Consider the following 24977-nt stretch of genomic DNA (forward strand, 5'->3'; position numbering starts at 1 on the left):
ATTGGGGCTTGTTTGTGGCGCCGCGCAGCCGGGTAAAGAAGCCGCTACAGACCTTACACAAAATTTACCCAGCGGCTGTGCTGAATTTCGCAATTTTGCTGTCTTAGCTGTATCCCCGCGACAACTGTAGGCCTGATTCAGGCCGCGGCGCCGGGTCGAAGAACCGAGGACTTATCATGATTCGTAAACTTCCCATCATGGCTTTGTTGATTGGCGCACTTGCCGTCACCGGCCAGGCTGAAGCGGGTGGTGGCCATGGCTGGCAGGGCCCTGCAGTGTTTGGCGCGATCGTCGGCTCGGCCATCATCGGCTCGGCACTGATCAACCAGGATCGGCCGGTGTATGTGCAGCAACAACCGGTTTATGTGCAGCCGCAACCGGTCTACGTGCAGCAACCGCCGCCACCGGTCTATTACCAGCCGGCGCCGGTGTATGTACAACAACCGGTCTACGTGCAGCCAGCCCCCGTCTATTACGGCCCGCCTCGTGGTTATTACGGTCGGCCCCACGGCTACTACGGCGGCCCGCATGGCTACTACGGCGGTCCACGCTGGTAAGCGCAACACAGAGCCCTGCTTTCGAGCGGGGCTTTTTTATGACCGCTGGTCGGCCAACGTCTGAAAAAATCGCGTCAAGGTCGCTGTGAGGACAGTGCGAGCAGCTAAAGTCGGCATGATGGAATCGACCGTCGGGCTTTTTTCATCGAACGGTCACCGCTTTGTCATGACGGAACCGCAATCTGAATCCGTCCGTAAACAACAGATCGATAACAACAAGGACGACTGTATGCCCACACAAAACCCGCACCGCATAGTCGGTCTGTGCACCTCGAGCAAGGTGTACAGCGCACTTACCGAGCTCAAGCATCTGGAAGGCCATCGCTGCGCCAAGCTGCTGTCCCTGCTCGCCGAAAACCTCGTGCACAAGGGCCTGCTCAATGAGCGCGAAGTCATGCACATGCTCGATCAAGTGGTCGAATGAGGCCAGACCTCACTGGCATCAATGACCACTATCGAAAGCGTTGATTGTCCGTCGTGCCGGCAAATCCCTAAGGTAGCCCCATCAGTTTGATGGAGTTTTTCCCATGGCACAGGTTCAAATCATGTCGGTGATCGGCAGCGCAGTTCCCGCTTCGCTGCGTGCATCCGGTTTGCTCGCTTGCTGGTATCTGGTGCGCGATGGCGAGCCGATCAGCGGCCCGCTCACCTCCTTGCCAGCAGCACAGGCCTTGTCGCAACAAGTCGCCAGCAATACGTTTCATGCCTAAGGCAGCTGCACCTTGGGCTTGGTCTCGACGAACAGCGCCCAGCTCGACAGGAACAACGCGGCAATCAGCGGTCCGATCACAAAGCCGTTGAGGCCGAAGACCGCGAGGCCGCCGAGGGTGGAAACCAGAATCAGGTAATCGGGCATTTTCGTATCCTTGCCCACCAGAATCGGGCGCAGCACATTGTCGACCAGGCCGATCACGAATACCCCGAACAAGCCCAGCACCACGCCCTGCCAGATCATGCCGCTGAGCAGGAAGTACACCGCCACCGGCGCCCAGACAATCCCCGCGCCCACCGCTGGCAACAGCGACAGAAACGCCATCAGCACCGCCCAGAGCAACGCGCTGGGAATGTCGAGAAACCAGAAAATCAACCCGCCCAGCGCGCCTTGGGTCACGGCCACCACCACGTTGCCTTTGACCGTGGCGCGCACCACGCGGTTGAACTTCAGTTGCAGGCGGCGCTTGTGGTTTTCTTCCAGCGGCACGGCAGTGCGCATCTTGCGCGCCAGCTCAGGGCCGTCACGCAGAAAGAAAAACAGCAGATACAGCATGATGAAAAAGCTCACCACGAATTCGAATGTGCCCTGGCCGAAGCTGAAAGCCTGAGTCGCCAGCGCCTGGCTGCCCTGCATCGCCGCTTTGACGATCTTCTCGCGCAAGCTGTCGAGTTCGCCCATGCCGAAGCGGTCGAGCAAGTGCTGAAAGTACGGCGGCAGGCTGTGCTTGAACTGCGCCAGATACGCAGCGATGTCCAGCTCGCCGCTTTCAATGTTCTTGTAGACCGTCGCGCCTTCCTGCACGAGCAGGATGCTGACGATGATCACCGGCAGAATCGCGATCACCAGGCACAGGCTCAAGGTGCACAGCGACGTCACGTTGCGTTGCAAGCCGAACTTCTGCTGCAACCTGCGCTGTACCGGCGCAAACAGAATACCGAGGATGACAGCCCAGAACACCGCGCCGTAAAACGGCAGCAGAATCCAGATAAAAGCCACCGTGACCAGCACCAGCAGCACTGTCAGGGATTTGAATTGCAGACTCTTTTCGTTCATATCCGGTCCATGTCAGTCAGGCGTCACGCACGCCCGCCCCACTTAGTCAGCCGCCGAGCGCGTGAGTGCCATGTTTATTCATGGAGCATAGATCCAGATCAATAAACCCTCGCAACAGCTGCCCTACCCTGCGCGGCTTTTGCGACCGACACCCAAATGCCAACTCTCATCGCCCCCGAGCTTCTCGCCCCCGCCGGCACCCTGAAAAACATGCGTTACGCCTTCGCTTATGGCGCCGATGCGGTCTACGCCGGCCAGCCGCGCTACAGCCTGCGGGTGCGCAACAACGAGTTCGATCATGCCAACCTGGCGCTGGGCATCCGTGAGGCGCAGGCGCAGGGCAAGCGCTTCTACGTAGTGGTCAACATCGCCCCGCACAACGCCAAGCTGAAGACGTTTCTCAAGGATCTGGCGCCGGTGATCGAGATGGCCCCGGATGCGCTGATCATGTCCGATCCGGGCCTGATCATGCTGGTGCGCCAGCACTTTGCGCAGATGCCGATTCACCTGTCGGTGCAGGCCAACACGGTGAATTGGGCGAGCGTCGAGTTCTGGCAGCAACAGGGGCTGAGCCGGATCATTCTGTCGCGCGAACTGTCGCTGGAAGAGATCGGCGAAATCCGCGAGCAGGTGCCGGGCATGGAGCTGGAAGTGTTCGTGCACGGCGCGCTATGCATGGCCTATTCCGGGCGCTGCTTGCTTTCCGGTTACATGAACAAACGCGATGCCAATCAGGGCACCTGCACCAACGCCTGCCGCTGGAAGTACACGGCGCAGGAAGCCACGCAAAACCAGCTCGGCGAGATCGTCCAGACCTTTCAACCCGAGCCCACGCTAGGCCTCGGCGCACCAACCGATCAGGTCTTTCTGTTGCAGGAAGCCAACCGCCCCGATGAATTGATGCCGGCTTTCGAAGACGAACACGGCACCTACATCATGAACGCCAAGGACCTGCGCGCCGTGCAGCATGTCGAGCGCCTGACGCGCATGGGCGTGCACTCATTGAAAATCGAAGGCCGGACCAAATCGCATTTCTACTGCGCGCGCACCACGCAGGTGTATCGCCGGGCGATCGATGATGCCGTGGCCGGGCGCGCGTTTGATCGCGGCCTGATGCTGGATCTCGAGTCGCTGGCCCAGCGCGGCTACACCGAAGGTTTTCTGCGCCGGCATGTGCATGACGAATATCAGAACTATCAGCACGGCAGTTCGGTGTCGGAGCGACAGCAGTTCGTTGGCGAGCTGACCGGCGAGCGCCGGGATCGCCTGGCCGAGGTGAAAGTGAAGAATCGTTTTGCCGTGGGCGATCATCTGGAACTGATGACGCCCAAGGGCAATTTCCATTTTGATCTGCACGAATTGCAGAGTGTCAGCGGCCAAGCGATCGAAGTGGCGCCGGGAGACGGGCATACGGTGTACGTGCCGATACCGGATGCGGTGGATTTGCGCTTTGGGTTGTTGATGCGGGATTTGCCGCGGACCTGAATCCCCTCACCCTAGCCCTCTCCCAGAGGGAGAGGGGACTGATCGGGGGATATTTCAGAGGTACGCTGACCTGAACGGGGACCGCTGAAGCCGCAAACTACACAGCCCTGGTTGTGCTCGTGAATCCATAATCGGCTCGGACTTTCAGGTCGATGTCTGGCGCAAGACACCTCGGTTGGCCCCCTCTCCCTCCGGGAGAGGGCTGGGGTGAGGGCCGCTATTCTATTGGGCAAACTCCTCACGCAACATCCCTACAAACGCCTCGCGCGCCGGGTGCACACCGGCGTTTTCATGCCAGTAAAACAAATTCTCGATCGCCATCAGTTCAGCGAACTCATAACCCTCGCAGCCCGCGCCTTTGGCGTACTGCTCGAACACGCCCCGGGGCACCAGCGCCACCCCGGCACCGGCGCTGACGCAGCCGACAATCGCTCCGTAACTGGCCAGACTGACAATCGGCAGCGCCTGCCCTCGGCGCAGCAACCAATGCTCAAGTGCCGCGCGGTACGGGCAACCCGGCGGCCACATGAACAGGGTTTTGTCTTGCAGATCCGCGATGTCACGCACCGGGCCGAATGAAGTCGAGGCGATCAGTAACAATTCCTCTCGATACATCGGCGTGCGTTTGAGCTGAGCACGTTCGACATCTACCGCCACGATCGCACCATCCAGGCGATGGTTGACGGTGTCGTCGAGCAACTGGCTCCAGGTGCCGGTGGTAAGTTCCAGTGCCACTTGCGGGTAGCGCTTGTGGAATTTCGCCAGCAGGCGCGGCAAGCGCCCGGTCGCCGAAGACTCGATGGCGCCGATGCGCAGCGGTCCGGACGGCTCGGCGGCCGGGTCGAGCGCGCGTTTGGCTTCGACGGTCAGCGCCAGAATCTTTTCCGCATAAACCAGAAAGGTCTGCCCCGCCGGGCTGATGCGCAGTCCGCGCCCCTCGCGCAAGAACAGCGCCACGCCCAACTCGGCCTCCAGCGCTTTGATCCGCGCAGTGATGTTCGACGGCACGCAGAACAGCTTTTCGGCGGCCCGGGCAATGCTGCCGACCTCGGCCACAGTCTTGAACATGCGGATTTGCGCCAGCTCCATAATCATCACTCCGAGTGAACAGTCGACGCAGTATAAGTCAGTTGTGACGAATGATCGGGCGCGCGGATACTCGGCGCATCCACTGCCCTGGTGCCTCGATCATGACTTCCACTTCTACCTGCAAAATCATCCTGGCCATGGCGTTTGTCATCGGCTGCTGGGGCTATTCGCCCACTGGCATTCACATCGGCTTGCAAGGGTATGAGCCCGGACATCTGGCCTTGCTGCGTTTTCTGCTGGCGTCGCTGTTGATGGCGCTGATCGCAATTTTCAAAGGCATTCGCCTGCCGCAGTGGCGCGATGTGCCGTTACTGTTTGCCTTGGGCTTCTTCGCCGTCAGCCTGCATCACGTCGCCTTGAACATCGGCCAGCAAGGCATCAGTGCCGGGGCTTCCAGCGTGCTGGCGCAATCGAGCCCGTTATTCAGCACGCTGCTGGCGTGCTTTGTGTTCAAGGAACGCGTCAGCGCCTGGCGTTGGGGCTGTGTGCTGCTTGGATTTGTCGGCGTGGTGATCGTAGTCAGCGGCGACAAGGGCCTGGGCGCTATCAATGCCCATGGCTTGTTGATCTTGTTGGCGGCGCTTTCCTGGAGCCTCTATTTCGCCCTGCAAAAGCATCATGCGCGGCGCTACGACGGCTTCAGCCTGGGCTGCTACGCGGTGTGGTCGGGGACGTTGCTGTTGCTGATTTATCTGCCGGGGCTGGCTGACGCCGTGATGCACGCGCCGCCGCGTGCGCAGTGGGCGGTGCTGATGTTGGGGGTGTTTCCCAGCGCGCTGGCGTATCTGGCCTGGGGTTTCGTGCTCAAGCATGTGGACTTGAGTCGGGCGACGATGACCTTGTATCTGATACCGCCGACGGCCATGGGAATTGCGTCGTGGGGACTGGGTGAACGGCCGACGTTGATGGTGCTGATGGGAGCGGTGGTGGTGTTGATCAGTGTGTTGGCGTTGAATCTGGAGCGTCGGGTTGGCGTCGTTCGAGCATCTGACAGCAAGGCTTGAATCTGCGGTGAAGCCGATGCCGTCTTCGCGAGCAGGCTCGCTTGTATGGTAGGACTTGAAGGGAGGAGGAGGGACAAGGCTCGATTCTGACTGTTAGCGCAGTACAGACCGTGGGAGATTTTCACCCTCCTCCTTTCACCCAAGCGCCGATAAAGAATGCATCTGGCCTAGACCGACGATAGGAACAAGCCTGCGCCTCTGGGTGAACCCTTCAAGTGTTCAAACCTTAGCCCGGAGGATTTCTTATGGCAATGCCCGTCGCTACTACCCAGTCGATTGTCGGGGTTGATGTCGCCAAAGACGAACTGGTGATTTATCACGTCGAATCAGATCGGCTCGAGACAATCTCCAATACCAAAACGGCGATCAAGAAATGGCTCAAGACCGTTGCCAAACCAGTAGCAATCGCCATCGAAGCCACCAATATTTATCACCAGGAGTTCGCCGAGCTGGCGCACGCGGATGGCTGCAGGATCTATATGGTTGGCGGTTATGAACTCAGTCATTACCGCAAAGGCGTGAACGTTCGCGCTAAAACTGATGCGCTGGATGCTCGTTTATTGGCCCGCTATCTGACAAACGAAGGGGACCATTTGCGCCCTTGGACGCCGCCGTCCCCCCTGTATTGCCGGCTCATTAGTCTGTTCCGGCGTCGTGCGGCTCTGGTTCAGGCTCGTGTCAGCCTCAAGCAGAGCTGGGAGAATGAGCCGCTGCTCAAAACTGCTTTCAAGAATCAGATAAGCGCCATGCAAAGGCTAGAAACCTTGCTTGAAAAAACGATCCTGACGCAGATAGAAGAAGCCGGTTTGGGCGCACAGCTCAAGCGCTGCATGAAGGTCGAAGGTATCGGTACGTTGAGCGGAGCCCGCTTGCTTGCATCCTTTCAGCGTGGGGACTTCAGGAATGCCGACGCTTTCATCGCTTTTCTAGGAATGGATCTGCGCATAGCGGACTCAGGCAAAAAGAAAGGCCGGCGCTGTCTGACCAAACGAGGCGACCCTGAGGCACGTCGATTGCTGCACAACGCTGCAATGGCGGCGAGCCGGACCTCGGTGTGGAAAGGGTTTTATGAGGCTATGAGAGGGCGTGGGTTGAGCACTACCCAAGCACTGGTCGCACTAGCCCGCAAGCTTGCACGGGTGGTATTTGCTCTGTTGAAAAACCAGAGCGAATACTCACCCAAAGGCGTTTAGGGGCTAGGCATGAACCATAGAATCTCCCACAGTGGATCTGTGTCGTACATACATCCATTGTGGGAGCGAGCCTGCTCGCGAAGAGGCCGCCCCACTCAATGAATAATCCAGACCTCAGCGCATATCATCCGACAACGGTGTCGGCTCGTCCGCCGGCGGTACATCGTCGTCATCCGGCGGATCCTTCCAGTCATCCGGGCGGTCGGCATCGCTCAGTGGATCGCGCCCCGGGTCCATCCCCGGCGGTGCGTCGTGATCGCTCAGCGTCGGCTCGTCGGTGCCGGATACGGGGCGGCGGGTCTGGTCGGTGGGCGCCATGCCACCGGGAACAAGCGAGTCATCAGCCATGCTGCACCTCACAATACTGGCCCGGATTATCCGGGGCGTATTACTTGGAAGCGCGGGTACTGAGGGCGTGCGGTAGATCAGACCAGCGGCATCAGCCTTGGGCGATAAAGCGATCGCGACTGTTGGTCAAGTGCAGCCACATCGCAGCGCGGGCGGCATCGGCGTCCTGACGTTTGATCGCATTCAGAATCGCCTCGTGTTCCAGATTGGCCAAGTGGCCGAGCTTGCTCAGATCCGCCGCGCCGCGCTCGGCGGCATTCAGGCGATTGCGCGGGATCATCGCACTGCCCAGGTGCTGCATGATCTCGCTGAAACAAGCGTTGCCGGTGGCCTCGGCGATCAGCAGATGAAAACGCCGATCGGCCTCCACGCAGCTGTCGTTGTTCGCCAGCAGCCGTTGATAGTCATCCAGCGCCTGACGCATCTGCTGCACCTGCTGCTCACTGCGCCGCTGCGCCGCCAGCGCCGCCGCTTGCGTCTCCAGGCCCATGCGCAATTCGAGAATGCTGCGCACGCCGAGCGCCGTATCGACGTTCAGGCGCAGGCCCTGCTCCGCTGCACGCTCGATCACGAAGGTACCGATGCCGTGGCGCGTCTCGACCAGCCCCGAGGCCTGCAACTTGGAAATGGCCTCGCGCACCACCGTGCGGCTGACGCCGTGCTCCTGAACGATGGAGTTCTCCGACGGTAGCTTGTCACCGGGCGACAGTTGTCCGAGCAGGATGCTCTGGGTGAGCTTTTCCACCAGGTCATGAGCGAGGTTGTGCGTGCGTTTGCGCGCGGGCGCGTCGAGGTCTTCTTGCATGATCGGTTCCGGTGATCGGGGCTTGCCGATCGTAGCACTGCGGGATGACGGTTGAGATGGATTTTAGCGGTCGACGGGCCATCAACTTGTATGACAACACTCAATTACGTCGAATATTTTCGATAGCCAGCCATCACGCACCACCATTCACATATCAAAAATGCGCTCCGCTCGATTGGCGCAACAATCAATAAATACGAGCTAGAATCCGGTTTTCGCATAAAAAACCGAACAATCAGAAGAATTTGATCGCCCTCCCCACTTGTAGGACAAAAAATTACAGTTGTATGATGTCTAGCAACAGCGCAGCACCCAGTCCTACCCGCATAAAAATAATCAGTGGGAGAAACATCAGTGAAAACCTCCATCTCCGGGATGCAGGACAGCGTCGACCCGACGCTCGCCTCAGCCATCTCCAAAGTCAAACGCCACGTCCTGCCGCTCTTCGTGATCATGTTCATCGTCAATTACATTGACCGGGTGAACATCGGTTTCGTCCGCACCCACATGGAAACCGATCTGGGCATTGGTGCTGCCGCCTATGGCTTCGGCGCCGGGCTGTTCTTTATTGGATACGCGCTGTTCGAAGTGCCTTCGAACATGCTTCTGCAAAAAGTCGGCGCACGCATCTGGCTGACCCGCATCATGTTCACTTGGGGCATAGTCGCCGCCTGCATGGCGTTCATCCAGAACGAAACCCACTTCTATATCCTGCGCTTCCTGCTCGGTGTCGCCGAGGCCGGGTTCTTTCCCGGGGTGATTTATTACTTCACCCGTTGGCTGCCTGGCGTTGAGCGCGGCAAGGCGATCGCGATCTTCCTCAGCGGCTCGGCCGTGGCCTCGCTGATCTCCGGTCCGCTGTCCGGCCTGCTCCTGCAGATCAATGGGCTGGGCATGCACGGCTGGCAATGGATGTATTTCATCGAGGGGATGTTCTCGGTGTGCCTGTGCGTCTTCGTCTGGTTCTGGCTGGATGCCAAACCCCACGACGCGAAATGGCTGAGCCGCGCCGAACAGGATGCGTTGGTCAGCGCCATCGACGACGAGCAAAAGGCCCGCGAAGCCGCGACGCCGATCCGGCCGTCGCTGGGCAAACTGCTCAAAGACCGGCAGATCATTCTGTTCTGCCTGATCTACTTCTTCATTCAGTTGACCATTTATGCGGCGACTTTCTGGCTGCCGAGCATCATCAAGAAGATGGGCGAACTCAGCGACGTGCAGGTCGGCCTGTTCAACTCGATTCCATGGTTGCTGTCGATCGTCGGCATGTACGCCTTCGCCTCGCTGTCGGCGAAGTGGAAACATCAACAAGCCTGGGTCGCCACTGCCCTGTTGATCGCCGCAGCGGGGATGTTCATGTCCACCACTGGCGGGCCGATCTTTGCCTTCGTCGCGATCTGCTTTGCGGCACTGGGTTTCAAATCCGCCTCGTCGCTGTTCTGGCCGATTCCCCAGGCTTATCTGGATGCACGCATCGCGGCGGCAGTGATCGCGCTGATCAATTCGGTGGGCAACCTCGGCGGCTTCGTCGCGCCGACCACCTTCGGCCTGCTGGAGCAACACACCGGCTCGATTCAGGGCGGCCTCTATGGTCTGGCCGCTACCTCGATCATCGCCGCAATCATCGTCTTCGCCGCACGCACCACGCCGAAACCCGCTGCTGAAAAGGCTGTGGCCGACGCCGCGCCGAAACACGCCTGACTACGTCTCGACAAGGAAAACAACAATGACTGTTCATGACACCGCCAAAGCTCCGATCATCACCGACATGCAGGTCATTCCGGTGGCCGGTCACGACGGCATGCTGCTCAACCTGAGCGGCGCCCACGGGCCGTTTTTCACCCGCAACATCGTCATCCTCAAGGACAACGCCGGCCACACCGGCGTCGGCGAAGTGCCCGGTGGCGAGCGCATTCGCCAGACCCTGGAAGACGCGCGCAATCTGGTGGTCGGCAGCCCCATCGGCACCTACCAGAAGATCCTCAATCAGGTGCGCCACACCTTCGCCGACCGCGATGCCGGCGGCCGTGGTCTGCAGACGTTCGACCTGCGCATCACCATTCACGCGGTCACCGGCCTGGAAGCCGCCCTCCTCGACCTGCTCGGCCAACATCTGGACGTGCCGGTGGCGGCGCTGCTCGGTGAAGGTCAGCAACGCGACGAAGTGAAGATGCTCGGTTACCTGTTTTACGTTGGCGATCAACACGAAACCGATCTGGCCTATCGCAGCGAACCGGACGCCGACAACGACTGGTTCCGTGTGCGTCACGAGAAAGCCATGACCGCCGAAGCGGTCGTGCGTCTGGCGGAGGCGGCGCACGCCAAGTACGGTTTCAAGGATTTCAAACTCAAGGGCGGCGTGCTCAGCGGCGATGCCGAAATCGAAGCGGTCACGGCACTGGCCGAGCGCTTCCCTGAAGCGCGAATCACCCTCGACCCGAACGGCGCCTGGTCGCTGAAAGAGGCGATCCGTCTGTGCCGCGATCAGCACCACGTACTCGCCTACGCCGAAGACCCGTGCGGTGCCGAAAACGGTTACTCCGGGCGCGAAGTCATGGCTGAATTCCGCCGCGCCACCGGCCTGAAAACCGCGACTAACATGATCGCCACCGACTGGCGTGAAATGGGCCACGCGATTCAGTTGCAGTCAGTGGACATCCCGCTGGCCGACCCGCACTTCTGGACCATGCAGGGTTCGGTACGCGTCGCGCAGATGTGCCACGAGTGGGGCCTGACCTGGGGCTCGCATTCCAACAACCACTTCGATATCTCTCTGGCGATGTTTACCCACGTCGCCGCCGCCGCACCCGGCGAGATCACCGCCATCGACACCCACTGGATCTGGCAGGACGGTCAGCGCCTGACCAAGGCACCGCTGCAGATTGTCGATGGTCTCGTGCAGGTGCCGAAAAAACCCGGGCTGGGTGTGGAGTTGGACATGGATCAAGTGGCCAAGGCCCACGAACTGTACAAAGGCATGGGCCTCGGCGCGCGGGATGACAGCGTGGCGATGCAGTTCCTGATTCCGGGGTGGAAATTCGATAACAAACGGCCGTGTCTGGTGCGGTGAGAAAAATCGAGGATTAAAGCCCGGCCCTGTAATTCAACTGATAAACCTGTGGGAGCTGGCTTGCCAGCGATAGCGGTGGGTCAGCCAGCATCAATGTTGGCCATTGCGACCCCATCGCTGGCAAGCCAGCTCCCACAGGGAATGAGGTGAATCAGGCATTAATTTGCAGCAACCAGGTTTTGAACGCTTTCATCGCCACCGTTTCCGCTCGCGACTGCAACCGCGTCAGCCAGTAACTGCCGGTGGTGATCTCGATCGCAAACGGCTGGCAGATCGCATCTGCCGCCAGTTGCCGGGCGAACATCAGCGGCGGCGCCAACGCCACGCCGCCGCCCTGCAATGCGGCTTCCATCATTGCCAGCGACGAATCGAACACGATGCTTTGCGGTGGCGCGGCCTGCGTCGCCAGGCCCGCTGCGTGAAACCACTCCGGCCATTCATCGGTGCGATAGGAACGCAGCAAGGTCTGCTGCAACAGGTCCGCCGGCGAGTGCAGCTGCCGGGCAATCTCCGGCACGCACAATACCGACAACGGCGCATCGAGCAAGCGTGTCGCCTCGATGCCATGCCAGGCGCCAGCACCGAAACGAATGGCGTAATCCAGTCCCTCCGCCGCCACATCCACCCGGTTGTTATTGGTCGACAGACGTAAATCTATAAGCGGATATTTCCCCCGAAAGTCCGCCAGCCTCGGCAACAGCCAACCCACAGCAAAAGTGCCCACCGCGCCAACCGTCAACATGTCGCGATACTGCCCACCGGCCAGACGTTCGAGCATCTGCGCAATATGATCGAATGATGTGCTGAGTACCGGCAGCAAGGTTTCGCCTTCACTGGTCAGCATCAGCCCACGTGGCAGGCGTTTGAATAGGGTCAGGTTGAGTTGCGCTTCCAGGCTTTTGACCTGATGGCTCACCGCCGCTTGTGTCACGCACAACTCGACGGCAGCACGGGTAAAACTCAAATGACGTGCCGAGGCTTCAAATGCGCGCAGAGCGTTGAGCGGCAGTTGCGGTCGAATCATGCGTTGCCCCAAATTTTTCTAATGGCTCATGCGAGTTTTCATCGTTTGTCGAGATCCAGCGAAGTGCCTAAATTGGCCGCGCTGATCGGCCGCCCGATGAAAAATCACCCGCAGTGTAGCGGGATACACCAATCGACACTCATGGAGAGTGATTCAATCATGTGTTCCTTAAAACCGAGCAAGGTCTTTTCCTACAGCGCTTTCGCACTGTTCTTCGGCAGCGTTGCCTGTCATGCCGCAACGCCGACGGATGCGCAATTGCAGACACTGGTCAGCCAAGCCGTCACCCCGGTCATGCAGCAAAACAACATCCCGGGGCTGACCGTAGCGATCACCCTGAATGGCCAAGCGCATTACTTTAACTACGGGGTCGCCGCTAAAGACACCGCACAAAAGGTCAGCGAAAACACCCTCTTCGAAGTCGGCTCGGTGAGTAAAACCTTCACCGCCACCCTCGCCGGTTACGCCCAGGCCACAGGCAAACTCGACCTGTCGAGCATGGCCAGCCAACTCTGGCCGGAGCTCAAGGGCAGCGCCTTCGACAACATCAGCGTGCTGCAACTGGGCACCTACAGTGCTGGCGGACTGCCGTTGCAATTCCCCGCTGAGGCGGATTCTTCCGACAAGATGCTCGGCTATTACCAACAGTGGAAACCGCAATTTCCCACCGGCAGCCATCGCCTGTATTCCAACCCGAGCCTGGGCCTGTTCGGCTACCTGACGGCGAAAAGCCTCGGCCAGCCATTCGACCAGGCAATGACGCAAACCCTGCTGCCGAAACTCGGCCTTCAGCACACCTTCCTCAGCGTACCGTCAGCGCAGTCGAAGCTTTATGCCCAAGGCTACGACAGCGCCGACCAACCGGTACGCGTCAGCCCCGGCGCCCTCGACGCCGAAGCCTACGGCATCAAAACCAGCGCCGCCGACCTGCTGCGATACGTCCAGGCACAGCTGCAACCGGCCAGCCTTGCGCCTGATCTGCACCAAGCCATCGCCAACACCCACATCGGCTATTACCGCGTCGGCGACATGACCCAAGGCCTGGGCTGGGAACGCTACGCCTACCCGATCAGCCTGGAAAAACTGCAAAACGGCAACTCGACCCCCATGGCCATGGAACCGCACAAAGTCGAATGGCTGACTCCACCGCAAGCTGAACCGGCCAATGTGCTATTCAATAAGACCGGTTCTACACGGGGCTTTGGCGCGTATGTGGCGTTCGTGCCGTCGCGGGACATGGGCATCGTGATTCTGGCCAACAAGAACTACCCGAATGCCGAACGGGTGAAGATTGCGCATACGGTTTTCGCGGCGCTGGCGGATTAAGAGCAAAAGATCGCAGCCTGCGGGATAGGGTTTTCGCTGGGTGAATGGAGCCGCCGCAGGCTGCGATCTTTTTCGTTTCAGCGCTTAAAGCTGCGCCTGCAAGCGCCAGCCAATGACATCCATCAAGTCACAGCTATCGCGCAACGGAATCGCCAGCACCCGGGCGAAATCCTGCAACAGCAATGCATCGTGTCCCTTGCCCTCGTCCAGCGAAAGGCTCTCCATCAGCTGCGTCACACAGCGCAAGCGGTAAGCCGCGGTGCCGTGCAACACGTCGATGGGGGCTTCGCTGTCGATCAGCACACAGGGAATTTTGCAGTCAATCCCGGTGATCGGTATGTAACGCGCCATGGTAGAACCTCCCTGTTCAATGTTGAGTCGCCGTTGCGGGTGAATCGAGATTGTCCAGCGCGCGGTTGACCAGCAGTTCTCCGACTACCGCCAATTGCTGGATCGACAACGTCAGGCTGCGCTGCGCACCGCTCAACTCGCAGGCCAGATCGGTGGTCAGTACGTTCAGTGAGGCAAGGGTTTCGCAGGCATGGCTCAGCAGTGTCGCCGTGTCGATGTCGGGGAGAATGGTGAAGACGTGGCTGATGGGATCGGGTTGGCCGGGGTGGCGCAGACGCGGATTATTGGAGTCGAAGGAGCTTGAATCCATGGGGGATTCGGGGGGATTTGGAGTGTGTTTTTTCATTAATAAATCCTCGGGACATTTAAAGAAAAAACTGCCGAACTCACTTCCACGAGAGGGTGGCAGCTTTGCGCAGGTGTGGAAGTCCGGGGAAGCCCGAGGAACCCGGTGCACTCGAGAGTGCTCCTGCGCATAGCTGCCATAAGCAAACAATGTTGGCATAAAAACCACCAACATGTGTTTACAGGCGCAATGCGCGCTCGGGAATCACCGGACTTCCACATCCGACCACTGTGTTTTTCAGCGGCCAAAAGAGGTTATCCCTCTGCGTCACAACGCACCAGTTCACCACGGCCGCCGCGTCTTGCAGGAAAAATCCACTGGGTTTGAAGGGTGTTGGCGTCAGACATTTCGGCAGGCACATGCTGCAATGACTTTCGATCAGCAGATGACTTGTGGGAGCGAGCCTGCTCGCGAATGCGCTCGATCAGTCACCTTTCAGCGCCTGAAAAACCGCTATCGCGAGCAGGCTCGCTCCCACATTTGAACTGTGCACTTCACAAAAAAATGTGGGAGCTGGTTTGCCAGCTCCCACAGGGATTTTGCTTCACTCACGCAACGCGCAATCAATCATCCGGCATCTGCGGTGGTTTGCTCGGTTTCGCCGGTTTGCTGCCCTTCGCGCCTTTTGCCGGTTCCGGCTCGGTGGCGGCAGGCGTTTGTGCGGCGGCGGCCGCAGCGGCGGCTTCTTTTTCGGCCATGGGCATGGCGTCGATGGTTTCGAAGATTTTTGCCAGGCTCAATGCCTTGGCTTCATCACCCGAGGCGGAGAGCTTGGTTTCGCCGTCCTTGCCCACCAGGAACACTTTTGGATAAGCGCCGGCACCGAGCTTCAGCGAACGCAGCAGGGCCATGGTGTCCTGCTGGCCCATGTCCTTGCCGTCGAGCTGTCCGGACATGCTGAGGATGGTGTAGACCTTGATGTTGCGGTCGGTGACGCCCTTTTTGTTGGCCGGATCTTCCAGCGACTTCTTCAGGCTCAGCCAGACCGGGTCGACAGTGCTTTGCGCAATCACGATCAGCGGGCGGGCGCGGCCCACGTCCCCGGCCAGGGGTGAATCGCTGTCGGCGGCGAACAGGGGGCCAGCGATTGCCAGCAAGAGGGTCAGGGTCAGGGACCTGATGAGCATGCGCATCTCCTTTTGATATCCACGCACTACTGATTGCGCATCGTGGCGATTGTTCCGGCGGTGTCTGGCAAAAAGGCATTGCCCTGTCAGAAGCTTAGGTCAGGGAGAACTTTGCGCAACATGACGCAAGCGATCATTGGCACATCCCTACGGCCGCTGCATTGGAAGTGTTTGCTCCAGACTGACTCAGAACGCCAACTTATAACCAATCAACACCAGCATCGTCGCCAGGCACGGGCGCAGGACTTCGTCGGAGATGCGTCCGGTCAGGTGGCTGCCGAGCCAGATGCCTGGCAGCGAGCCCATCAGCAGGAAGCCCAGCACGCCCCAATCCATGTTGCCCATGCTTGCGTGGCCGAGGCCGGCGACGAGGGTCAGGGGTACGGCGTGGGCGATTTCGGTGCCGACCAGGCGGCGGGTTGGCAGTAGCGGGTAGAGGATGAACAAGGCGACGGTGCCCAGTGCGCCGGCGCCGATCGAGGTCAGGGCGACCATGGTGCCGAGGATCAGACCGGTGATCACCGTCATGATATTCAGGCGCGAACCGCTCGGGTTGTAGTTGCCACCCGCGCGTTTGTGGGCGAATTCGAGCAAGCGTTTCTTGAAGAAGATTGCCAGGGCAGTGGCGAAGAGGACGAAGCCGAGCGCCTGTTTGATGATGGCGTTCATCGCGTCCGGCGCGGTGTGCAGGGTGCTGAGGAACCACAGGGTCATGGCCACGGCTGGCACGCTGCCGAGGGTCAGCCAGCCGGTGATCGCCCAGTCGATGTTCTTGTTCTTCCTGTGAACGAGGACGCCGCTGGATTTGGTGATCGCAGCGTACAGCAGATCGGTACCCACCGCCGTCGCCGGGTTGATGCCGAACCACAGCAGAATCGGCGTCATCAACGAACCGCCGCCGACACCGGTTATGCCTACGATAAACCCAACCACCAGCCCGGCAATCACCAGGCCGAAATTTGCCAATTCCATTCAAACGTCCAGAAAACGACAGGAAAATCTGGCCCGCAGCATAGCGATTTTTCTTATAACCACATATATCGATGCGGTCTATCGTTATGCCATATCGAATTCACCGCAGATCCCACAGTGGATCTTTGCGCTTCAGCAAACCTGCAAGGCTCACTGCACCGGCAGGAAATTCAAGAACAGCAGACTCTGCGCGTAATTCAGGCCGATCCTGCGATAGCGCTCATCGAGCATCTGCGTGAGCAGGTCCAGGCGCGCGACGATTTTGCTGAATTCGGTGGCGAAGCTGAGGTTGCTGCCCTCCTCCGAGATTTCGTTGGAGAACAGCAACGGCTGGCCTTCCTTGTTTTGTCGTTGCGACAAAATCCACATGGCTTTTTCGATGTTGCGCGCGGCGTTGTGCACGAACGTCGGGTTGATCGCGTCGGTCATGTAGAACTCGGTGCGATTGCCGTGGGCGGTAACCAGCATGCTGCCGATCGCATAGATGAACGCGCCGACGCGGTCGCCGAGGAACTCCGGACTCATCGCATAGCTCAGCGCCGCCAGGTCCTTGCGCCCGCCCAGCACGGGCAACGGCTGCTGTTGCTCGACAGCGAGACGCACCTGTTTCACGGCGGCGTTGACGGTGAGGAAACCGGATTTGCGCAGTTCTTCCGGGTTGCGCAGGTAAAGCTTGCCCATCAATCGATAGAGGCTGTCGAGGTTATCGCGCATCGCCAGGGTGGCCATGCGGTCGACGCTGGTCTGCAGAAATTCCTGCGGCTGCCCTTCACGTATCTGATTGAAAAATCCATTGCCGTTCTGGTGGCTGCAGCCGCTGAGCAACAGCGACAACAGGCAGGCCAGCAGCAGGCACGGGCGGCGGTGAGCGGCGGTGATCAGGGCAAAAACACTCGGCATGAAGTCTCGGACAGGCACATTCCTGTGCGGCGGGAGTCACCGCATCCTGGCCATGCATAGAGCCGCCGATTGCGAAAAAGTGCAGTGCCCGGGCGGTTAGCCGACCTTCGGCGCTTTTCGCCACATCAATTAGTCGGACTTTATATTTGCCAACAGCGGCAAATCCGCTATAAATCTTCTGCGAAATATTCAATAGCCTGACTAATTGCGTTTTCTCAAAACAACAACAAAAAGGAAGGTCAACCATGCTTCAATCCCGTCACCTGCTCTCCGGCCTCGGACTGTCCCTGATGATCGCTACCCTTTCCGCCAACGCGGCGGGCCTGACCGCCGAACACAAAGCTTTCGGCAAAACCAATGACGGCACGCCTGTCGAACAGTACATCCTGCGCAACAGTCACGGCATGCAAGCCACCGTGATTACCTACGGCGCGACCCTGCAAGCGCTGAAAGTCGCTGACAAACACGGCAAGTTCGACGACGTCGTCTTGGGTTTTGACGATGTGCAGGGCTATCAGAAAGGCACCGCGTACTTCGGCGCGACCATCGGCCGCTTCGGCAATCGCCTGGCCGAAGGCGCTTTCGAAATCGATGGCAAACGCTATCAAGTGCCGCAGAACGACAAATCCAACGCCCTGCACGGCGGCCCCGAAGGTTTCGACAAGAAAGTCTGGAAGGCCAGGGAAACCAAGGACAAGGATTCGGTTGGCGTAACCCTGACCTACCTCTCGGCCGACGGCGAGATGGGCTTCCCAGGCAATCTGACCACCGAAGTCACCTATCGCCTGACCGACAACAACGAGCTGCGCATCGACTACAAGGCCAGCACCGACAAGCCGACCGTGCTCAACCTGACCAACCACAGCTACTTCAACCTGGCCGGCGCCGGCAATGGCGATATTCTCAAGCAAGTCGCCATGATCAACTCCAGCCATTACACGCCGGTCACCGCCAAACTGATCCCGACCGGGGAGCTGGCGCCTGTGGCCGGTACGCCGATGGACTTCAGCAAACCGACGGCGATCGGCACGCACATCAAGGCTGATCATCCGCAGCTGAAATTCGCCGAGCCGAAACAGGGCGGCTTCGATTTCAACTGGGCACTGGACACCAAGGGCGATGTCAGCAAGCTCGCCACCGAAGTCAGCGACCCGCAATCCGGGCGTGTGCTGCAACTGTTCACCAGCGAGCCGGGCGTGCAGTTCTACACCAGCAACTTCCTCGACGGCACGGTCAAGGGCAAGGGCGGCAAGGTCTATCCACACTGGGGCGCATTCACCCTCGAGACCCAGCACTACCCGGATTCGCCGAACCAGCCGGACTTCCCGAGCACGCGGCTTGATCCGGGGCAGACTTATGCCCACAGCGTGATCCTCAAGTTCTCCGCCAAGTAACCTGCCATGCACCCCCTGTGGCGAGGGGATTCATCCCCGTTGGGATGCGAAGCAGCCCCGATCCTGCAACACGCGTTGTATCAGACAGCGTTCTATTGCAGGTTTTTGGGGCTGCTTCGCAGCCCAGCGGGGATAAATCCCCTCGCCACAAATCCCCGCCACAAGATCTCCTGACCACAATTGATCCGGTTTCATCCTTGACTCCCCCTTCCTTCCGGGAACCCTTGCTCTATCCTGCTGCCCACTAAAGATATCGACTCTTTAAGGCAGGAGGTTTGAATGCGTACTCTTGAGTTGGCCGGCGTGCAGGTTCCCGTGATTGGCCAGGGCACTTGGCGCATGGGCGAGGATCGTTCGGCGCATAGCCGTGAAGTGGCGGCGCTGCGCAGCGGAATCGAGCTAGGCATGACTCTGATCGACACCGCCGAGATGTACGCCGAGGGCGGTGCCGAAACGGTGGTCGGCGAAGCCATCGCCGGTCTGCGCGATCAAGTCTTTCTGGTCAGCAAGGTCTACCCGCACAACGCCAGCCGCCAGGGCATCCCGCAAGCCTGCGAGCGCAGTTTGCGTCGGCTCGGCACCGACTACATCGATCTGTATCTGCTGCACTGGCGCGGTCAGTATCCGCTGGAGGAAACCGTCGAAGCCTTCGAACGCCTGCGCGAGGACGGCAAGATCGGCCGTTGGGGCGTGTCGAATTTCGATGTCGACGACCTCGAAGAACTGTCCAGCTCGGCCTGCGCCACCAATCAGGTGTTGTACAACCTCGAGGAGCGCGGCATCGAATTCGATTTGCTGCCGTGGTGCCAGCATCAGCGCCTGCCGTTGATGGCGTACTGTCCGATCGGCCAGGGCGGCGCGATGCTCGCCGAGCCGGTTCTGCAAGACATTGCCAGTCGTTACAACGCCACCCCGGCGCAGATTTCACTGGCGTGGCTCCTGCGTCAGGACGGCGTGATTGCGATTCCCAAGGCTGTGCGCCCCGAGCATGTGCAACTCAATGCCGAGGCGGCGCAGTTGCAACTGGACGCCGGGGATCTGGCGGCGCTGGACAAAGTGTTCCCGGCGCCTCAACGCAAGCAGCGACTGGCCATGGTCTGAGCTGCCGACTGCGAGGGCTTCGCCATGAGAAGCACAGATCTGCACGACCCGTACAACCTGCAACGTTTTGTCCAGGCACAGGATCCGGTGTTCGAACGGGTCCAGCGTGAACTCGAGACAGGCCGCAAGCGCAGCCACTGGATGTGGTTCGTCTTCCCGCAGTTCGCCGGATTGGGCGGCAGCGAAATGGCCCGCCGCTTCGCCATTGGTTCAGCCGAAGAAGCCCAGGCCTATCTGGCCCACGAGCTGCTCGGGGCGCGGCTGCGCACCTGCACGCAACTGGTGCTGAATGTGCCGCAGCGCTCGATTGCAGAAATGTTTGGCCATCCCGATGACTTGAAATTTCATTCTTCGATGACCCTGTTCGCCCAGTTCAGCGCCGAGGACAGTCTGTTCCATCAGGCGCTGGAGCGTTACTTCCACGGCATTCTCGATGAATGGACGCTGCAACTGCTCGACTCAAAACAGGCCCAGTTGCCCACCGATCAGGGTTGAGAAGTCGTCGTCGACAAACGGCAGAATCGCATCCGCCACCGGTTGCAGCTGTCGCGTGATGTAGTGGTCGTAGTCGATGGCGGCACGGCGTACTTCCAGCGGCTCCGGGCCGGCCAGGGTGATGACGTAGCTGATCCAGCCGCCGTTCTGATACTGCCGGGGCCGCCCCTGCTCGGCGTTGTATTCGTCGGCCAGCCGCGCCGCGCGGACGTGCGGCGGTACGTTGCGTTCGTAATCGTCGAGGGTGCGGCGCAGACGTTTGCGGTAGATCAGCCGGTCGTCGAACTCGCCGGCGAGGGTCTTGCGCACGTAATCGCGGACGTAATCCTGGTACGGCTTGCGCTGGAAGATCCGCTCATACAGTTCTTGCTGAAATTGCCGCGCTAGCAGCGACCAGTCGGTGCGCACGGTTTCCAGACCTTTGTAGACCATTTCCTCGCTGCCATCGGCGCGGGTGACGAGGCCGGCGTAGCGCTTCTTGCTGCCCTCCTCCGCGCCGCGAATGGTAGGCATCAGAAAGCGCTTGTAGTGAATCTCGAACTGCAATTCCAGCGCGCTTTCCAGCCCGTATTCTTCGCGCACATGGGCGCGCCACCAATCGTTGACGTGTTTGACCAGCGCATGGCCGATCTGCGCTGCTTCATCCTGACCGTGCAGACTGCGCAGCCAGACGAAGGTTGAATCGGTGTCGCCGTAAATGACGGCGTGGCCCTGTTCTTCGATCAACTGGCGGGTGCGCAGCATGATTTCGTGGCCGCGCAAGGTGATCGACGAGGCCAGCCGGGTATCGAAAAAACGGCAACCGCTGGAGCCGAGCACACCGTAGAAGGCGTTCATGATGATTTTCAACGCCTGGGACAGCGGCGCATTGTGCTCGCGCTTGGCGGTTTCGCGCCCTTCGGCCACCCGCGCCACGATGGACGGCAGACAATGGCGGGTGCGCGAGAAGCGCGCGCCACGAAAACCCGCTACCGAGTCAGCGTCGTCCGGGTGTTGCAGGCCCTCGATCAAGCCCACCGGGTCGATCAGAAAGGTGCGAATGATCGACGGGTAGAGGCTTTTGTAATCGAGCACCAACACCGATTCGTAAAGCCCCGGCCGTGAATCCATGACAAACCCGCCGGGGCTGGCCTGGGGTGGATTGGTGCCCAGATTGGGCGCAACGAAGCCCTGACGGTGCATCAACGGCATGTACAAATGGGTGAACGCGGCGACCGAACCGCCGCTGCGGTCGGCCGGCAAACCGGTAACGCTGGCGCGTTCAAGCAAAAACGTCAGCAGTTCGGTCTTGGCGAAGATCCGCGTGACCAGCTCGCAGTCTTTGAGGTTGTATTTGGCCAGCGCCGGTTTGTCTTCGGCGAACATGCGATTGATCTCGTCCATGCGCTGGTACGGGTTGTTGATCGCCTTGCCTTCGCCGAGCAGGGTCTGTGCGATGTTTTCCAGGCTGAACGAGGGGAAACTCCAGGTCGCCGAACGCAACGACTCGATGCCATCGATGATCAGCCGCCCCGCTGCCGAGGCGAAGTAGTGATTGCGGCTGCCGTGCTCGCGCCACTGCATTTCTTCGCCGCCACGACCGATCTTCAGCGGCACGCCGAGACGCCGTGCGTGTTCATGGAGGATGCGCAAATCGAACTGCACGACGTTCCAGCCAATGATTGCGTCAGGGTCGTGGCGGGCGAACCAGTCGTTGAGCTTCTTCAGAATGAGCGTGCGCGAATCGCAGTATTCAAGGTCGAAATCGACAATGCTGGCGTCGCCGTTCGGCGCACCGAGCATGTACACCTGGCGCTCGCCACAGCCTTCCAGCGCGATGGAATACAGCTCGCCGTTTTCGGTGGTTTCGATGTCGAGTGAGACCAAGCGCAGTTTCGGCCGGTAATCGGGGTCGGGTTTCAGCTGGGCGTTGATCAGTACGCCGTCAGCATCCGGGGTGCCGCCAAACAGCACCGGCGCGGTGATGAAGCGCTCCATCAGATAGCGTTCCGGCGGGCGCACGTCGGCTTCAAAGACGTCGACGCCGGCGCGGTTGAGCGCGGTTTCGAGGCGCATCAACTGGCCGTGCTGCTGGCAATACAGACCGAGCACCGGACGATGCTGAAAATCGAGCAAGGCCAACGGTCGCAGCTCTACATTCTTTTCATCGTGCAGCAGACGCTCGGCTGCTTCTCGCTGTGCGGCGGGAATAAATGCGACCGACGGCTGATGCGCCAGACGCACGCGGCGCGGCCCGGCGTCCGTTGCCAGCCAGAACTCGACTTCGGTGCCGGCCGGCGTATCGCGCCAATGCCGGGTCAGGACGAAGCCCTGCTGTAAATCCACCACTGCGACCTCAACGTTTCAATCAGAACGCCATTCTACGCAGGATCTGTGGCGAGGGGATTTATCCCCGCTGGCCGCGAAGCGGCCCCGCTTTTAATGAAAGGGCCTGCTGCGCAGGCCAGCGGGGATGAATCCCCTCGCCACAGATAAATCCCATCACCACAGATAAATCCTCTGCCACAGATAATCCCCCTTGTTACAGATAAATCCCTTGGCCACAGATGCTTCATTTACCGATACAAAGAAGTTTTTTCCGGCAAATGGCGTTTTTTGCACGCTAACTGCCGCTTTGCCACCTTGCTCTGCGCGGCTGCGTCTACGATGCTTGATGAACAACGACAACACCTGAGTAACCGCCATGAAGACCGTCGCCCAACTGCTCAAGCTCAAAGATCAGAAAAATCAGGAAGTGCACCAGATCAAACCCGATCACATGGTGCTCGAAGCGCTGATGAAGATGGCCGAGAAAAACGTCGGCGCTTTGCTGGTGGTCGAAGACGACAAAGTGGTCGGCATCATCAGCGAGCGTGACTATGCACGCAAACTGGTGCTGCACGGACGCTCTTCGGTGGGTACGCCAGTGCGCGACATCATGGTCAAGGACGTGATCACCGTGGACACCAAACAAAAGGTTGATACCTGCCTGGGGATCATGTCGGACAAACGCCTGCGCCACTTACCGGTGGTCGAGGACGGCCAGTTGATCGGCCTGTTGTCGATCGGCGACCTGGTGAAGGAGGCGATTGCCGAACAGGCCGAGCTGATCAAACAGCTGGAGCAGTACATTCGCGGCGAATGAGCCCACCGCCGTGACCCCTTGTGAGAGCGAGCCTGCTCGCGAATGCGCCAGGTCAGTGATGATCGTTCCCACGCTCTGCGTGGGAATGCAGCCCGGGACGCTCCGCGTCCCTCTAAAGCCGAACGCGGAGCGTCCGTTGAGGCATTCCCACGCAGAGCGTGGGAACGATCTCGCCCGTCAGGCCGGCCAATGCCGCTCAAACACCGGTGCCAGCACCGGGTGCCGGTCGATCCTTTGCAGCCACGCATAAAAGCCCGGGCGGGTCTGGCGCAGGTGTTCGCGGCTGCCGGCCCAGCGGCTTACCACGGCCGCCAGCACATCCAGCGCGCCGGGCGTTTCGTCATCCAGATATAGCTCCCCGGAAAACTGATCGGCAAACACCTCCCAACTGAAGTGCAAGCGCTGGCGGGCGCCGGCGATCAGGTTTTGCCGTGCGCTCTCGTCGGGCGTGCTCAGCCAGCGCTCGGGGTAATCGATGATGCCGACCGCCGCATAGCAATTGCTGACGATATAGGCGAGACCGCGAATCGCCTGATCACGATCGGCAGCCTTGCTTGGCAGCAGGCCGGACTTGGGAAACGTCAGGCCCAGGTGAATCAGGATCGCCGCACTTTCGGTCATGGCGCTGCCGTCCGGCAGTTGCAGGGTCGGTATCTGTTTCAACGGATTGAGTTTGCCCAGCGCCTCGTCGGCCTCGGCGCTGGCTTCGGTATCAATGAAGCGATAGGCGATCTGGCACAACTCCAGTGCCGCCTCGATGGCAGCCGCGCCGGAATTCTTGTGCCCGTAGAGCTGGTACATGTCCGTTCCCCCGATAAGGCCTTTGCACAGGGTAGATGGCTGGCTGGCCTGACGTAGAAAATTCTGCAAATGTGTCGTGATTGGCACGTTTTTCCCATGCACTGCCGACTTGCGAAATCAACCTTCGCCAATCAGCGCTGGCGGTGCCCATCCCGCACCAAGAGCATTCATCGAACGCTATCCGCGTTCTTGTAAGGTGCGACAGCGAACCAAAAGTTCGCCTGTCCGAGCTGGCAATAAGGAGTTCACCCGTGAATCTTCAAATGCTCCGCCGTACGACATACCCCACTCACTCGCAAATCCAGCCCCAAGTTCAGCCGAGCCTATTCAGCCTGGCGCGTTTCTCCTTTATTACCTGAAACCCAATGCACACTCTGCGTGCCTGGCGATCGAGCGATCGCCGGGCGCCAAGTGTTATTTATTTTTTAAATACGGCAATTAATAAAAGGCACAACAACAAGATTGTCGAACAATGACTTTCCGTCATTGAAGTTGCACCAAAAGCGCACGCCCGAATGTGATGCAGTTAACCAATACTCCAGAATCAAAATAAGGAACATGTCCTGTGAACCGCTGAATGACTGACCTGCACCAAATCGATTCGCTACGCACCGATAGGTGCTAAGCCTGATCACCGAGCAGCCGCTCTATCCCGCCGATTGGCGTGATACAGCGTTCCCTCTGACTCGCTCTGGAA

26 protein-coding genes are annotated in these 24977 nt (G+C 59.6%); 13 read left to right on the forward strand and 13 right to left on the reverse strand.

Features of this window, described 5'->3' with window-relative positions:
• Nucleotides 1–176 precede the first annotated feature (176 nt).
• The 3 genes from ACYSTU_RS19630 (at nucleotide 177) to ACYSTU_RS19640 (ending at nucleotide 1267) form a co-directional block, all read left to right on the forward strand.
• The gene (locus ACYSTU_RS19630) at nucleotides 177–557 is read left to right on the forward strand and encodes a hypothetical protein (protein ID WP_024013471.1); all 381 of its coding nucleotides are present in this window, start codon (nucleotides 177–179) and stop codon (nucleotides 555–557) included.
• Nucleotides 558–786: 229 nt separating this feature from the next.
• Entirely contained in the window at nucleotides 787–981 is a 195-nt protein-coding gene (locus ACYSTU_RS19635) for a hypothetical protein (RefSeq protein WP_016770691.1), read from the forward strand.
• A gap of 103 nt (nucleotides 982–1084) precedes the next feature.
• On the forward strand, nucleotides 1085–1267 hold the full coding sequence (locus ACYSTU_RS19640) for a hypothetical protein (protein WP_016770690.1): 183 nt from the start codon (nucleotides 1085–1087) through the stop codon (nucleotides 1265–1267).
• Here ACYSTU_RS19640 and ACYSTU_RS19645 read toward each other — a convergent pair.
• Entirely contained in the window at nucleotides 1264–2325 is a 1062-nt protein-coding gene (locus tag ACYSTU_RS19645) for an AI-2E family transporter (protein ID WP_024013473.1), read from the reverse strand. The genes ACYSTU_RS19640 and ACYSTU_RS19645 overlap by 4 nt on opposite strands.
• Before the next feature lie 156 nt (nucleotides 2326–2481).
• On the opposite strand from ACYSTU_RS19645, the gene trhP reads away from it, so the two are divergent.
• The gene (gene trhP / locus ACYSTU_RS19650; RefSeq protein ID WP_499001058.1) at nucleotides 2482–3810 is read left to right on the forward strand and encodes a prephenate-dependent tRNA uridine(34) hydroxylase TrhP; all 1329 of its coding nucleotides are present in this window, start codon (nucleotides 2482–2484) and stop codon (nucleotides 3808–3810) included.
• Nucleotides 3811–4032: 222 nt separating this feature from the next.
• On the opposite strand, the gene ACYSTU_RS19655 is transcribed toward trhP, so the two are convergent.
• Nucleotides 4033–4899: a LysR family transcriptional regulator gene (locus ACYSTU_RS19655; RefSeq protein WP_122698466.1), complete on the reverse strand. Its 867-nt coding sequence runs from the start codon at nucleotides 4897–4899 to the stop codon at nucleotides 4033–4035.
• A gap of 101 nt (nucleotides 4900–5000) precedes the next feature.
• On the opposite strand from ACYSTU_RS19655, the gene ACYSTU_RS19660 reads away from it, so the two are divergent.
• Nucleotides 5001–5903, forward strand: coding sequence for a DMT family transporter (locus ACYSTU_RS19660; RefSeq protein WP_499001063.1), 903 nt, complete (start codon nucleotides 5001–5003; stop codon nucleotides 5901–5903).
• Nucleotides 5904–6148: 245 nt separating this feature from the next.
• Entirely contained in the window at nucleotides 6149–7096 is a 948-nt protein-coding gene (locus tag ACYSTU_RS19665; protein ID WP_071171885.1) for an IS110 family RNA-guided transposase, read from the forward strand.
• Between the two features lie 114 nt (nucleotides 7097–7210).
• On the opposite strand, the gene ACYSTU_RS19670 is transcribed toward ACYSTU_RS19665, so the two are convergent.
• Together ACYSTU_RS19670 and ACYSTU_RS19675 are read right to left on the reverse strand one after the other, a co-directional pair.
• On the reverse strand, nucleotides 7211–7444 hold the full coding sequence (locus ACYSTU_RS19670; RefSeq protein WP_110600725.1) for a hypothetical protein: 234 nt from the start codon (nucleotides 7442–7444) through the stop codon (nucleotides 7211–7213).
• A gap of 91 nt (nucleotides 7445–7535) precedes the next feature.
• Nucleotides 7536–8249 carry a FadR/GntR family transcriptional regulator gene (locus ACYSTU_RS19675; protein WP_016775357.1) on the reverse strand — a complete coding sequence of 238 codons (714 nt, stop codon included), beginning with the start codon at nucleotides 8247–8249 and terminating at the stop codon, nucleotides 7536–7538.
• A 354-nt stretch (nucleotides 8250–8603) separates the two neighbouring features.
• Here ACYSTU_RS19675 and ACYSTU_RS19680 point away from each other — a divergent pair, with 354 nt between their 5' ends.
• Nucleotides 8604–9950: an MFS transporter gene (locus ACYSTU_RS19680; protein WP_024013478.1), complete on the forward strand. Its 1347-nt coding sequence runs from the start codon at nucleotides 8604–8606 to the stop codon at nucleotides 9948–9950.
• Between the two features lie 25 nt (nucleotides 9951–9975).
• Nucleotides 9976–11319, forward strand: coding sequence for a glucarate dehydratase (gene gudD, locus ACYSTU_RS19685; RefSeq protein ID WP_499001067.1), 1344 nt, complete (start codon nucleotides 9976–9978; stop codon nucleotides 11317–11319).
• Between the two features lie 151 nt (nucleotides 11320–11470).
• Here the strand turns inward: gudD and ACYSTU_RS19690 are convergent, their stop codons facing one another.
• On the reverse strand, nucleotides 11471–12343 hold the full coding sequence (locus ACYSTU_RS19690; protein WP_110600721.1) for a LysR family transcriptional regulator: 873 nt from the start codon (nucleotides 12341–12343) through the stop codon (nucleotides 11471–11473).
• A gap of 159 nt (nucleotides 12344–12502) precedes the next feature.
• Here ACYSTU_RS19690 and ampC point away from each other — a divergent pair, with 159 nt between their 5' ends.
• The gene (ampC, locus tag ACYSTU_RS19695) at nucleotides 12503–13669 is read left to right on the forward strand and encodes a class C beta-lactamase (protein ID WP_499001071.1); all 1167 of its coding nucleotides are present in this window, start codon (nucleotides 12503–12505) and stop codon (nucleotides 13667–13669) included.
• Between the two features lie 84 nt (nucleotides 13670–13753).
• Here ampC and ACYSTU_RS19700 read toward each other — a convergent pair whose 3' ends face one another.
• From ACYSTU_RS19700 to ACYSTU_RS19720, 5 genes are all read right to left on the reverse strand, one after another.
• Nucleotides 13754–14020, reverse strand: coding sequence for a hypothetical protein (locus ACYSTU_RS19700; RefSeq protein ID WP_016775363.1), 267 nt, complete (start codon nucleotides 14018–14020; stop codon nucleotides 13754–13756).
• Nucleotides 14021–14036: 16 nt separating this feature from the next.
• On the reverse strand, nucleotides 14037–14366 hold the full coding sequence (locus ACYSTU_RS19705) for a DUF6124 family protein (protein ID WP_039763404.1): 330 nt from the start codon (nucleotides 14364–14366) through the stop codon (nucleotides 14037–14039).
• A 563-nt stretch (nucleotides 14367–14929) separates the two neighbouring features.
• The gene (locus ACYSTU_RS19710; RefSeq protein ID WP_016775365.1) at nucleotides 14930–15493 is read right to left on the reverse strand and encodes a DUF4174 domain-containing protein; all 564 of its coding nucleotides are present in this window, start codon (nucleotides 15491–15493) and stop codon (nucleotides 14930–14932) included.
• 186 nt (nucleotides 15494–15679) lie between these two features.
• Entirely contained in the window at nucleotides 15680–16465 is a 786-nt protein-coding gene (locus ACYSTU_RS19715) for a sulfite exporter TauE/SafE family protein (RefSeq protein ID WP_499001077.1), read from the reverse strand.
• A 150-nt stretch (nucleotides 16466–16615) separates the two neighbouring features.
• The gene (locus ACYSTU_RS19720) at nucleotides 16616–17365 is read right to left on the reverse strand and encodes a hypothetical protein (protein WP_016775367.1); all 750 of its coding nucleotides are present in this window, start codon (nucleotides 17363–17365) and stop codon (nucleotides 16616–16618) included.
• A 245-nt stretch (nucleotides 17366–17610) separates the two neighbouring features.
• Between ACYSTU_RS19720 and ACYSTU_RS19725 the strand changes: the two genes are divergently transcribed.
• From ACYSTU_RS19725 to ACYSTU_RS19735, 3 genes are all read left to right on the forward strand, one after another.
• Nucleotides 17611–18759: an aldose epimerase family protein gene (locus ACYSTU_RS19725; protein ID WP_122747028.1), complete on the forward strand. Its 1149-nt coding sequence runs from the start codon at nucleotides 17611–17613 to the stop codon at nucleotides 18757–18759.
• A gap of 279 nt (nucleotides 18760–19038) precedes the next feature.
• On the forward strand, nucleotides 19039–19860 hold the full coding sequence (locus ACYSTU_RS19730) for an aldo/keto reductase (protein WP_130900587.1): 822 nt from the start codon (nucleotides 19039–19041) through the stop codon (nucleotides 19858–19860).
• A gap of 24 nt (nucleotides 19861–19884) precedes the next feature.
• On the forward strand, nucleotides 19885–20355 hold the full coding sequence (locus ACYSTU_RS19735) for a DUF1810 domain-containing protein (RefSeq protein ID WP_122880166.1): 471 nt from the start codon (nucleotides 19885–19887) through the stop codon (nucleotides 20353–20355).
• On the opposite strand, the gene ACYSTU_RS19740 is transcribed toward ACYSTU_RS19735, so the two are convergent.
• Entirely contained in the window at nucleotides 20320–22680 is a 2361-nt protein-coding gene (locus tag ACYSTU_RS19740; protein ID WP_499001082.1) for a DNA polymerase II, read from the reverse strand. The two genes, ACYSTU_RS19735 and ACYSTU_RS19740, sit on opposite strands and share 36 nt — an antisense overlap.
• Nucleotides 22681–22836: 156 nt before the next feature.
• Nucleotides 22837–23016, reverse strand: coding sequence for a hypothetical protein (locus ACYSTU_RS19745; RefSeq protein ID WP_217878538.1), 180 nt, complete (start codon nucleotides 23014–23016; stop codon nucleotides 22837–22839).
• 22 nt (nucleotides 23017–23038) lie between these two features.
• Between ACYSTU_RS19745 and ACYSTU_RS19750 the strand changes: the two genes are divergently transcribed.
• Nucleotides 23039–23479, forward strand: coding sequence for a CBS domain-containing protein (locus ACYSTU_RS19750; RefSeq protein WP_110600709.1), 441 nt, complete (start codon nucleotides 23039–23041; stop codon nucleotides 23477–23479).
• A gap of 177 nt (nucleotides 23480–23656) precedes the next feature.
• Here the strand turns inward: ACYSTU_RS19750 and ACYSTU_RS19755 are convergent, their stop codons facing one another.
• Complete coding sequence (locus ACYSTU_RS19755) at nucleotides 23657–24280, reverse strand: glutathione S-transferase N-terminal domain-containing protein (protein ID WP_016775373.1); 624 nt, start codon at nucleotides 24278–24280, stop codon at nucleotides 23657–23659.
• Nucleotides 24281–24977: the final 697 nt, after the last annotated feature.

The sequence above is a fragment of the Pseudomonas glycinis genome (assembly GCF_054871425.1).